This window comes from Sphingobacterium psychroaquaticum, from assembly GCF_900177625.1.
GTDB lineage: Bacteria > Bacteroidota > Bacteroidia > Sphingobacteriales > Sphingobacteriaceae > Sphingobacterium > Sphingobacterium psychroaquaticum.
The window spans coordinates 1-12389 of the sequence record NZ_FXAU01000008.1 but is presented as its reverse complement, the minus strand read 5'-3'; the positions used below and the strand labels follow the sequence as shown (position 1 = coordinate 12389).

Genomic DNA, 12389 nt, shown 5'->3' with positions numbered 1-12389 from the left:
AAAACAACACCCTTTTATGGCTTATTTTTTAACTTAAAACTGTCTTTCGACTATTCCTTTTCTTTATCGTCAGACTCCGTTACATCCGACTCGATAGACTTGTCATTCACTTCCGGATGTATTGCTTCTACAACGATTTCTTCTTTCTCGCTGTTGTAGTCAATACGAAGTTCAGAACCAGCCTTTACTTCGCCTTTCAGAATTTCTTCTGCAATAGGATCTTCCAAGTATTTCTGAATTGCACGTTTCAACGGACGAGCACCAAAATTACTATCATATCCTTTTTCAGCGATATAGTCTTTTGCTTTTTCTGTTAACGTAATCTGGTAGCCTAAACTTTCGATACGACCGAATAAAGACTTAAGTTCAATATCGATAATTTTGAAGATATTTTCTTTAGTCAACGAGTTGAATACGATAACATCATCGATACGGTTCAAGAACTCAGGAGCAAAAGCACGCTTCAAAGCCGTTTCAATCACACCGCGAGAGTGTGTATCGGCTTGATTCGCTTTGGCTGCCGTAGTGAAACCAACACCTTGTCCAAATTCTTTGAGCTGACGCGCTCCGATATTCGAAGTCATGATGATGATCGTGTTCCGGAAATCAACTTTTCTACCAAGGCTATCTGTAAGTTGTCCTTCATCTAGAACTTGTAACAACAAGTTGAAGACATCAGGGTGTGCTTTCTCGATTTCATCCAGTAAGACAACGGCGTACGGTTTACGACGTACTTTCTCCGTTAACTGTCCACCTTCTTCGTAACCTACATATCCCGGAGGCGCACCTACTAAACGTGATACGGCAAATTTCTCCATGTATTCACTCATGTCGATCTGAATCAAGGCATCCTCGGAATCAAACATAAAACGAGCTAACTCTTTAGCAAGTTCTGTTTTACCGACACCTGTAGGTCCTAAGAATACGAATGAACCTATTGGCTTTTTCGGATCCTTCAATCCTGCACGTGTACGTTGAATCGCTTTAACCAATTTCTGAACGGCATCATCCTGACCAATAATACGGCCTTTCATGGATTCGCCCATCTTCAATAGTTTTTGACTATCTGACTGACTGACGCGCTGTACAGGAATACCTGTCATCATCGCTACCACTTCAGCAACACTATCTTCCGTTACCGTGTAACGTTTTGATTTGGTTTCCGTTTCCCAGGCTGCCTTTTCCTTTTCCAGTTGCTCTAGGAGCTTCTTCTCGGTATCACGAAGCTTTGCTGCTTCCTCATACTTTTGGCTACGGACAACCTTGTTTTTTTCTACTTTAACCTCTTCAATCTTTTCTTCAATATCAAGAATAGATTGCGGTACGTGGATATTGTTCAAGTGTACACGTGATCCCGCTTCGTCTAACGCATCAATCGCCTTGTCCGGTAAGAAACGGTCGGTGATATAACGTGTAGTCAAAGACACACAAGCTTCAATCGCCTCTGGCGTATACGAAACATTGTGGTGTTCTTCGTATTTATCCTTGATTCTATTCAATATCTCCACGGTCTCATCATGCGAAGCAGGTTCAACGACAACTTTTTGGAAACGACGATCTAATGCACCATCTTTCTCAATATATTGACGGTACTCGTCTAATGTTGTGGCACCGATACATTGAATTTCTCCACGAGCCAAAGCCGGTTTGAACATATTCGATGCATCAAGCGAGCCTGAAGCTCCACCAGCACCTACGATGGTGTGGATCTCATCGATAAATAAGATCACATCGGGTGATTTTTCCAGCTCATTCATGACCGCTTTCATGCGCTCTTCGAACTGTCCACGGTATTTTGTTCCGGCTACCAACGATGCTAAATCAAGGGTAACGACACGTTTGTTGAACAATACACGTGAAACTTTACGCTGCACGATACGTAACGCTAAACCTTCAGCGATTGCTGATTTACCAACACCAGGTTCCCCGATCAGGATAGGGTTGTTCTTTTTACGACGCGATAATATTTGCGATACGCGCTCTATCTCTTTCTCACGGCCTACGATAGGGTCTAGTTTACCTTCCTCTGCCGCCTTTGTTAAGTCGCGACCAAAATTATCCAATACCGGTGTCTTTGACTTAATATCGGACACTTTTTTGGGAGCGGTGAACTGTTGATCGTCCTCCGGGAAATCATCGTCTCCGGTTGGAGAACTTGATGCCTCATCCGTAATAGTCGTTTTATTTTGCTCAACCTCGTTTTTAAACAGATCGTATGTAACACTGTATTGTTGTAATATTTGAGAAGCAATATTTTCTTCGTCCCTCAAAATAGCTAACAATAGGTGTTCGGTGCCAATAACATCGCTCTTGAAAATTTTTGCTTCGAGATAAGTTATTTTTAGTACTTTTTCTGCTTGCTTGGTCAAAGGCATGTTGCCAATAGGTGCACGAGACATTGAAGAACCTTTTACAGCGTCTTCAATAGATTGTCGGATTGCACCCGTATCTATGCCAATGTTTTTCAAAATCTTTATCGCCACACCATCACCTTCTCGAATCAACCCGAGCAAAAGATGCTCTGTGCCGATATAGTCATGGCGAAGCCGCAGTGCTTCTTCTCGGCTGTAGGAGATTACATCCTTTACGCGTGGTGAAAATTTTGCTTCCATGTATTTTCCTTTCCTTTTTTGATAATAGGATGTATAAATGTATAAAATATATTATAAACCCTATGTCTTTACAGTGTATAATTTATCAACAATTGAGCCATAGGCCGGAAAGTAGCAAAATGTCAGTCTTTAACGAGTAAAAATGACTATCTTTGCACAAAAAATCAGTTTATTTTAATCTATGTCTGACGAAAAAATAATCTTTTCGATGGCTGGTGTAAGCAAGATATACCCGCCTCAAAAACAGGTTCTTAAAAATATATATCTTTCCTTTTTCTATGGAGCTAAGATCGGTGTAATCGGTTTGAACGGTTCTGGAAAGTCATCTCTTTTGAAAATTATCGCAGGTCTTGATAAATCTTATCAAGGTGAAGTCGTTTTCTCACCGGGCTATTCTGTCGGTTATTTAGCGCAGGAACCTGAGCTGGACCTCGAAAAGACGGTTAAAGAGGTGGTAGAAGAGGGGGTTGCTGAGATCACCGCTATCCTTAAGGAGTACGAAGAAATCAATGAGAAATTTGGACTTCCAGAGGTGTATGAAAATGCTGATGAAATGGATAAACTCTTGGCTCGACAAGGTGAGTTACAAGATAAAATCGATGCTACAAATGCATGGGAATTAGATAGTAAATTAGAGCGTGCCATGGATGCGTTGCGTTGTCCGGAGCCAGATGCGGTCATTGCCAATTTGTCAGGAGGGGAGCGTAGAAGAGTGGCACTTTGTCGTCTATTGCTGCAGGAACCAGATGTTTTATTATTGGACGAGCCGACCAACCACTTGGATGCGGAGTCTATCGATTGGTTGGAATTGCATTTGCAACAATATAAAGGAACGGTCATTGCCGTGACCCACGATCGTTACTTCTTAGATAACGTAGCGGGATGGATCCTAGAGCTTGATCGCGGTGAAGGTATTCCTTGGAAAGGGAATTATTCTTCTTGGTTGGATCAGAAGGCAAAGCGTTTGTCGCAAGAGGAGAAGCAAGAGACGAAGCGTCAAAAAACGTTGGAACGCGAGTTGGAATGGGTGCGCATGGCACCAAAGGCGCGTCATGCAAAATCTAAGGCGCGTTTACATAACTATGAGAAGTTAGCTTCAGAGGAAACGAAAGAACGCGAAGAGAAATTGGAATTGTTTATTCCACCAGGACCTCGCTTGGGGAATGTAGTCATTGAGGCAAATAATATCTCGAAAGCGTATGGCGATCGGATTTTATTTGAAGATTTAAGTTTTTCATTGCCTCCAGCGGGTATCGTCGGTATTATCGGCCCGAATGGAGCGGGTAAAACAACTTTGTTCCGCCTGATTACCGGACAGGAGCAACCCGATGCGGGAACGTTTAAAGTTGGTGAAACTGTAGTTCTTGGTTATGTGGATCAAAACCACGATGACCTTGATCCGGAGAAATCTGTTTGGGAGAATATTACAGATGGAAACGACAACATCATGTTGGGCAATAAATCGTTAAATTCACGTGCTTATGTGTCGAAATTTAACTTTAACGGTGCCGATCAGCAGAAGAAAGTTGGTGTATTATCTGGTGGTGAGCGGAATCGTGTCCACTTGGCTATAACATTGAAAAAGTCCTCTAACGTATTGTTGTTGGATGAGCCGACCAATGATATCGACGTGAATACGTTACGTGCTTTAGAAGAGGGATTGGAGAATTTTGGTGGTTGTGCGGTTGTTATCTCCCACGATAGATGGTTCTTGGACCGTATCTGTACGCATATTTTGGCGTTCGAAGGCGATTCGCAAGTGTATTTCTTTGAAGGGAATTACACCGAATATGAAGAAAATCGTAAAAAGCGGTTAGGTGATGTAGCGCCTAAGCGAATCAAGTATAAAAAATTAGTAAAATAGAAAATGGAATCCGCGAAACTTCTGGAAGCAATTATTGATAATGCCATCGATGGGATTATTACCATTGACCATCGTGGTTTCGTGGAGTCCATTAATCCTGCCGCCCTAACCCTGTTTGGCTATTTGGCGGATGAGGTTATAGGGAATAATATTTCGATGTTAATGCCCGAGCCGGATCGCAGTCGTCATGACGGATATATCCACAACTATCAGGAAACAGGGCATCGTAAGATTATAGGTATCGGTCGGGAAGTGAACGGGCAAAAGAAAGACGGTACCACTTTTCCGTTTCGGTTGGCGGTTAGTGAGGTTTTTTATAAAAATAAAAATATTTTTACGGGATTTATTCACGATCTAACGAAAGAGCGCGAAGCGGAGGATCAGCTGCGTAAGCATGCGGTAGAGCTGGAAGAAAAGGTGCGTGAACGAACGCAGGATCTTATTAAGCTAGTTAGTGCGTTAGAGAAAGCGAAAGCGGATGTGAGTATATCTCTCGAAAAAGAAAAGGAACTAAATCAGTTGAAGTCTCGATTTGTATCCATGGCTTCGCATGAGTTTCGTACGCCTTTGAGCTCGGTACAATTATCGGCTTCGTTGATTGAGAAATATATCGAAAAGCCGGATTTCGCCAATGTGGTGAAGCATACGAATCGTATTCGTGGATCTGTTAAGTTGTTGAATGATATACTCAATGATTTTCTGTCGTTAGAGAAACTAGAAGCGGGGCGCGTTGTGGTGAATAAAAGACCGATCAACCTCGTTCAGCTAGCGGAAGAAATTACAGAAGAGATGCAGATGATCTGCAAGAAGAATCAACATATCGTTTACCAGCACACAGGTGATGTCGGTATTTTTTCGTTAGATGAGCATTTGGTGAAAAGTAGTATCATTAATCTGATATCCAATGCGATAAAGTACTCGGGTGAGGATACGTTTATTGAATTTACGACAGAGATTAAAGACGATGTTTGTATTGTCTGTGTGAAGGATAATGGAATCGGTATTCCGGAAGAAGATCAAAAAAACTTGTTTGAAGCGTTCTTTCGTGCGCACAATACAGGAAGTATTCCGGGAACAGGATTAGGCCTTAATATTGTACGACGTTATGTAGAGTTGATGGAAGGTGAGCTTACCTATATGTCGGCGATGAATGAAGGTGCAATTTTTAAAATGATTTTTTGGCAATAGTATAGAACGTTATGGCTAAAACAATATTAATTATTGAAGATAATTTAGAGATTCGGGAGGGGACGGCCGAAGTTCTCGAGTTAACGGGCGACTATACTGTGCTCACAGCACCGGATGGGAAAAAAGGTGTTGATATGGCATTGAAGCATTTGCCAGATTTAATCCTGTGTGATATCATGATGCCGGAGCTAGACGGCTATGGTGTATTGTATATGCTGACGAAGAATGAGGTGACCGCAGATATTCCCTTTATATTTCTGACGGCGAAGACGGAGCGTTCTGATTTACGTAAGGCCATGGAGATGGGAGCAGACGATTACTTGACAAAGCCATTTGACGACATTGAACTTCTCAATGCGATTGAAAGTCGTTTACGCAAGAGAGAAAAGTTGGCACTTAAAGCCCGCCCTAAAAATCCAGTTCAATTTACAGAAGAAGAGCAGGAAGTGCTTTTGCATGGCCTGGTAAAGGATGTACGCGTTAAGAACTTTAAGAAGAAACAAGCTATTTATGAGTCTGGCGATACACCCGTCTTCATTTATTTTTTGGTAAAAGGTCGGGCTCGTAGCTTTCTCTTTTATCAAGATGGTCGTGAGTTGTCTACTGATATCTATGTCGACAGCAATTTCTTTGGTTATGAGGCTGTCCTTCTCAATGAGAAGTATAGTGACAACGTTACCGCATTGGAAGATTGTGAAGTAGCCTTGGTGCCAAAGGAGAAATTTTTCGACTTGATGTATGATAAACCGGTTATTGTTCGGAAGTTTATTCAACTACTTTCTGGTAATATTCGTGATAAAGAAGGCCAGATGTTGGGCTTTGCTTATGATACGGTACGCAAGCGAGTTGCAAACGCACTGGTTAATATTGCGGAAAAAAGTGTAGAAACACCAGATGGCGATGAAGCTTTGATACGTATCTCCCGCGATGACTTAGCCGCGTTGGCAGGAACTGCCAATGAAACCATAAGTCGTATGTTGGCCGACTTTAAAGATGAGCATCTGATTACAAAAGAGGGGAATGCAATTCGTATTGCCTCTATAAACAAACTAAAATCTATAAAATTCTAAGTGCCGGTTTCCGGCACTTTGTGATATAAATCATTTTATTTATTGATTGCCTGCATGCTAATACCTGCGCTTCTGTTCTACTTTTGTTAGAAACAGTAAAGCGATGCATGCTATATGAAAGTGGTAGCCTATAATATAAAAGATTATGAGAAGGAACTGTTGGCGCTAGCCAACGGCAAGGTTCATGATTTAACATTGATTTCCAATGGGCTAAATCTTAATACAATACATTATGCGGAAGGCAAAGAGGTGGTTATCGTCTCTGCAGAAGATCTGCTTGACGCGTTGGTGATTGATGAACTATACAAAATTGGTGTTCGGAAAATTATAACACGATCATTGACCACAACCCATATCGACCTATATAAAGCGCACGATTTAAAAATTCAAGTGGCCAATACACCACATGCAGATCAAACGCCAAGAGGTATTGCGGAGCAAACGATCCGTAACTTGAATCTATGGGGAGGTGGAAAATGTGTTGGAAAAGCGTGCTGCTGTGTAAACAATTGTAGTGCGCTGCCCGATAATACATCAAATACAACAGGAAAACAAGACTCTTCACCGTCTCGGTAAGACATCGTTAGATCGATGAATACGGAGTGCAGTTTAGATCAATGAATAGATAAAATCAATATGCTTGTAAATAATAATCTCATAGCAAAATACAATGTAGCGGCTCCTCGTTACACTAGTTATCCAACCGTTCCTTTTTGGGATAATCAGGGTTTTGAAACAAAACAATGGATAGATCGCTTACAGGTTGCTTACAACGCAAATAAAGAAGAGGGTATCAGTTTGTATGTACATCTTCCTTTTTGTGAAAGTTTATGTACCTATTGTGGGTGCAATACACGAATAACGGTAAATCATCAGGTGGAAATCCCTTACATCGAATACGTATTAAAGGAATGGACGATGTATAAGGCTGCGCTTGAAGCAGATATTGTGATCAGTGAAATTCATTTTGGAGGGGGAACCCCTACTTTTTTTACGGCTACAAATTTGGAGATGTTGGTGAAAGGTTTGCTACAAGGAGCAACCATTACACCTAATGCGTCCTTTTCTTTTGAGGCACACCCAGCGAATACGAGCAAGGAACACCTTCAAGTGCTGTTTGACCTTGGCTTTCGCCGTTTGAGTTTGGGAATTCAAGACTTTGATGAGAAAGTACAGTATATAATCAATCGAAAGCAAAGTGTCGCGGATGTCGAGCGTGTGATGCAAGAAGCGCGCGATATTGGATATACATCTATTAATTTTGACCTTATCTATGGTTTGCCGCTGCAAACAGCAGCGACGGTAGCCCAAACTATTGACCTTGCTTTGGCCATGTCGCCGGATCGAATTTCATTTTATAGTTACGCCCATGTGCCCTGGATCAAACCTGGTCAACGACGTTTTACAGAGAACGATCTTCCGCAGGGGGAGGCAAAGTTATTTCTTTATACGTTAGGCAAACAAATGATCGAAGCTAAGGGTTATAGAGATGTAGGTATGGATCATTTTGCAAAGACCAATGACGAACTTTTCTTAGCTTCTCGTAATGAAACGCTGCATCGTAACTTTATGGGGTATGCCGATCGGTACACGCCTGTCTTGATTGGGCTTGGTGTATCGTCGATTAGTGATGCTTGGACGGCTTTTGCACAGAATGTTAAAACCGTAGAGGAGTATTATAAGGCATTGGACAGTGGGGAGTTCCCTGTTTTTAAAGGGCACCTTTTGCATGATGAAGATTTGATATTGAGACGCTATATTTTGGATATGATGTGCAAAGGAAAGGTGGTACTGCAAGCGGGATTTGAAGGAAATGCAATTATTAAAGATCGGTTAACGTCTTTAGAAGACGATGGTTTAGTGGTGGTCGATGAACAAGTTATTAAGGTGACCGAAGTAGGTAAATCATTTTTAAGAAACATATGTATGGTCTTTGACCAAAGACTGCATCATTCTAAAGAACGAGAGCAGTTGTTTAGTCAGGCTATTTAATACCTGCAATATATGAGCGAAACTGTAAATACTGTTGTTGAAGAAGGGTGCTTCCATTGTGGTGATAAAGTTGAGGAAGCCCCCTTTTTATTAGACGGACATACTTTTTGTTGTTTGGGATGTCAAACGGTGTATCAGGTTTTGCATGATAGTAACATGCAAAACTATTATAAGTATAATACGCATCCGGGACGTTCACAAAAGAAGAAAGGGATTGACGTTTCTTATCTTGATGAACCAAATATTGCAGCAAAGTTAGTTGACTTTAAGGATGACCATATTGCGGTCATGACCTTTTATATTCCTGTAATTCATTGTAGTTCCTGCATATGGCTTTTGGAGCATCTTTATAAATTGAATCCTGCCGTTGTTACCTCGCAGGTCGACTTTATGAAAAAGCAAGCGACTATCACTTTTAAACATAATGAGCTATCCTTGCGGGGCTTAGTTGAGTTGTTGATTCATATTGGTTATGAGCCTAAAATAACGCTGCAAGATGTTGTAAAAGAAGGTAAAAAAGTAAATCAAAACGGGTTGGTTGCCAAGATTGCTGTAGCTGGTTTTTGTTTTGGTAATTCAATGATGCTGAGTTTCCCAGAATACTTTGGAATGGCGGATTTTGAAAAGCAATATGCTAGTGTGTTCGGTTATCTTAATTTAGCCTTTGCTGTACCGACTTTACTTTACAGTGCTTCCGATTACTTTAAATCGGCATGGATGAGCCTGAAGCAAAAGCGGCTAAACCTCGATGTTCCTCTAGCGCTTGGTATTTTTATTATTTTTATTCGTACCGCTTTTGAGGTACTAACTAAGACGGGGCCTGGGTTCGCGGACACGTTGTGTAGTTTGGTTTTCTTTATCCTTATCGGAAAGTGGGTGCAACAGCGTACCTATTATCACATCTCTTTCGAACGGGATTACCGTTCTTATTTTCCGGTTGCGGTAACACGGATTGAAAACAATGTAGATCGTCCGGTGCAATTATCTGATCTAAAGGTCGGAGATCGTATTCTGGTGCGTAACAATGAAATTATTCCTGCCGATTCTATCTTGTTGAATGGACAGGCATCGATAGATTTTAGTTTTGTAACAGGCGAATCTCGTGCGGTGGAAAAAATACTCGGTGAGGTGATCTATGCCGGAGGTCGCCAGGTTGGGGAGGCTATTGAATTGGAGGTCGTGAAACCGGTCTCTCAAAGTTACCTTACCAAGTTATGGAACAATGAAAGTTTTAAGCAGTATGAAAAACAGTTTGATACGTTCATTGGGTTTATCAGTAAATATTTTACAATAGGCTTAGTCGCGATTGCGGTGGTGGCTTGTGGGTTTTGGCTTGTGGGAGGTGATTCTATGAAAGCCTGGGGAGCATTTACGGCCGTATTGATTATCGCTTGCCCTTGCGCATTAGCGCTGAGTTCACCTTTTACACTGTCTGCAGCACTGAGTATTTTTGATCGCAATAAGTTTTATATTAAAAATACGGCTGCCATTGAAGAAATGGCAGCGATCGATTGTATTGTTTTTGATAAAACAGGAACGATATCGTCACCGAGATCCTCCTCTATGTTTTTCGAAGGGCAGCTATCCGGTGCTGAAAAAATAGCGGTGGCGTCTGTTTGTCGTAATTCGGGACATCCGCTCAGTCGTGAAATTGTAAAATGGATGAATGTATCCTCTTTCCAAGAACTATCTTCTTTTGAGGAAATTGCGGGACAAGGTATGCGGGCGCAAGTAGGTGAAGTCTCTATTTTGGTAGGGTCTGCATCTTTTGTCGGCGTGAAGCAGGGGAGTGCGGATGGGTCTGTTGTTTATGTGTCCATCGATGGTGAAGTAAAAGGTTTCTTTACGCTGGAACAATCATGGCGAGTAGGTTTGGTCGATGTGGTGAATGATTTGAAAGAGGGGTACGATTTGCATTTAATATCTGGTGATAATGAACGGAGAATGGATGCGCTAAAACTGATCTTTCCGAAAGAGTCTAGTTTATTGTTTAACCAAAGTCCTGGAGAGAAGCTTCTTGAAATTGAGGCTTGGCAAGATAAAGGAAAGCAAGTCTGTATGTTGGGAGATGGGTTGAATGATGCAGGAGCCTTACGTAAAGCAGATCTTGGTATTGCGGTATCGGACGATATCAATAATTTTTCACCAGGCTGTGATGCGATTCTTGATGGGGATTCATTTGCGAAGCTGCCTAAATTTTTCGCTTTTGCAAAAGATGCGGTGAAAGTGATTCACCTGAGCTTTGCGATATCGCTTACCTATAACGTTGTGGGTTTGAGTTTTGCCGTGCAGGGAACGATGTCTCCTTTATTTGCGGCGATCTTGATGCCTATTAGTACGGTAACAATTATTTCGTTTACCAGTTTGTCCACAAGATGGCTTGCTAAAAGGCGAAAATTAGTGTAACTTGTTTAAATGGAGTAGAAGCGCGTGAATCCGTGGAGTGGGGTTTGACGAATTAAGCTGTAGGAAAGAGACATAATTTTAAGTCTCCTATACGATAAGAATAATCTCGTTACCACAAAAAAATCGCGAGACGCAAAATAAATTATTTGATATGAACATTATATTCTTTCTTATTGGTTGTAGCGTATTGATCGCGTTGATTTTTCTAGGAGCTTTCTTTTGGGCAAACCGAACTGGCCAACATGATGATACATATACGCCATCTGTACGTATCCTATTCGATGATGAAGTTGTGGCAGATGAAAGGGCAGAAACAAAGAAGAGTTAATTGTTTTCTTTCGTGTGAGGTCGAATTGTGTGATGCCCTTATAAAAAACAAAATGCTTTATCTTAATAAAGCACCTCTTTTTGTTTCGTCTAATACTTGAAGCTTAATCTTCGCTTCTTTTTACTGATTTGGACTGTTTGTCCGTTTTTTGTGAGCCTTGCTCGATAAATCCCCAGTTCGTCATGTAATACATGTAAGGGTTCTTTTGTAGGTTTGTTTTTTTCATCTTTTCTTTTTTTATCATATATATACCTTTCTGTTAATTACCCAATATACAACAAATATTGTTCCAAACCAAATTTTGTCGATACGTATTTGATAGTACTTGGAAGTTTGTCGGGGTAGATTGTAGTTCGTAGTTGATAGATATTAGTTTGTGGTTGGTTGTTTGTAGAGGGTAGATTGTAGTTGGTAGTTCATTGAGATTAATTTTTGGTTGGTGGTGTGTCGGAAGAGTTGGCTGGTAGTTGAGAGGGGGGGAGTGGTAGTTTGTAGAGGGTAGATTATAGTTGATAGAGGTTAGGTCATGATTGGTAGTTTATAGAGGAGAGATTATAGTTGGTCGTTGATAGGGATTAGTTTGTGGTTGGTGGTTTGTCGGAAGAGTTAGTTGGTAGTTCATAGAGATTAGTTTATAATTGGTCGTTTTATAGATTGTCGGGTGAGTTTTCGAATTCGCTGGCGCGAGCTTGTAGCTCGTGTCCAAATCAAAAAGCCGAGGTTCAAGCCACTGCACTATGTCCGATCGAACTAGCGAGGTGTGTCATTGACATGAGGCAGTCTGCGATAAGCAGGTTTGTAACTAACACACATAAAGATTAGACTAGTTGCTGGTAAGATTGCCACAGCTTCGTACCTCAGGTTCGCAAAGACGCCAAGGAGTGCCGCGTCGCCCCTGCGCGGAGGCACGACGCGACAACCATTATTAC

General features: G+C 41.4%; 9 protein-coding genes. 7 read left to right on the top strand and 2 right to left on the bottom strand.

From position 1 onward, the window contains the following. Positions 1 to 50: 50 nt before the first annotated feature. Positions 51 to 2612, bottom strand: coding sequence for an ATP-dependent Clp protease ATP-binding subunit (locus B9Y69_RS17150; RefSeq protein WP_085474223.1), 2562 nt, complete (start codon positions 2610 to 2612; stop codon positions 51 to 53). 181 nt (positions 2613 to 2793) lie between these two features. Between B9Y69_RS17150 and ettA the strand changes: the two genes are divergently transcribed. From ettA to ccoS, 7 genes are all read left to right on the top strand, one after another. Beyond that, complete coding sequence (gene ettA / locus B9Y69_RS17145) at positions 2794 to 4476, top strand: energy-dependent translational throttle protein EttA (RefSeq protein WP_085474222.1); 1683 nt, start codon at positions 2794 to 2796, stop codon at positions 4474 to 4476. A gap of 3 nt (positions 4477 to 4479) precedes the next feature. After that, complete coding sequence (locus B9Y69_RS17140; protein ID WP_085474221.1) at positions 4480 to 5664, top strand: PAS domain-containing sensor histidine kinase; 1185 nt, start codon at positions 4480 to 4482, stop codon at positions 5662 to 5664. 11 nt (positions 5665 to 5675) lie between these two features. Beyond that, entirely contained in the window at positions 5676 to 6734 is a 1059-nt protein-coding gene (locus B9Y69_RS17135; RefSeq protein WP_085474220.1) for a response regulator, read from the top strand. A 114-nt stretch (positions 6735 to 6848) separates the two neighbouring features. Next, a complete protein-coding gene (locus B9Y69_RS17130; RefSeq protein WP_085474219.1) occupies positions 6849 to 7310 on the top strand; it encodes a Rossmann-fold NAD(P)-binding domain-containing protein in 462 nt (153 codons plus the stop codon). 60 nt (positions 7311 to 7370) lie between these two features. Continuing rightward, complete coding sequence (gene hemN / locus B9Y69_RS17125; RefSeq protein WP_085474218.1) at positions 7371 to 8726, top strand: oxygen-independent coproporphyrinogen III oxidase; 1356 nt, start codon at positions 7371 to 7373, stop codon at positions 8724 to 8726. Between the two features lie 12 nt (positions 8727 to 8738). After that, complete coding sequence (locus B9Y69_RS17120; RefSeq protein ID WP_085474217.1) at positions 8739 to 11132, top strand: heavy metal translocating P-type ATPase; 2394 nt, start codon at positions 8739 to 8741, stop codon at positions 11130 to 11132. Positions 11133 to 11283: 151 nt separating this feature from the next. Beyond that, the gene (ccoS, locus tag B9Y69_RS17115) at positions 11284 to 11460 is read left to right on the top strand and encodes a cbb3-type cytochrome oxidase assembly protein CcoS (protein WP_085474216.1); all 177 of its coding nucleotides are present in this window, start codon (positions 11284 to 11286) and stop codon (positions 11458 to 11460) included. Positions 11461 to 11563: 103 nt separating this feature from the next. On the opposite strand, the gene B9Y69_RS19385 is transcribed toward ccoS, so the two are convergent. Continuing rightward, the gene (locus tag B9Y69_RS19385) at positions 11564 to 11686 is read right to left on the bottom strand and encodes a hypothetical protein (protein ID WP_262507891.1); all 123 of its coding nucleotides are present in this window, start codon (positions 11684 to 11686) and stop codon (positions 11564 to 11566) included. Positions 11687 to 12389 lie beyond the last annotated feature (703 nt).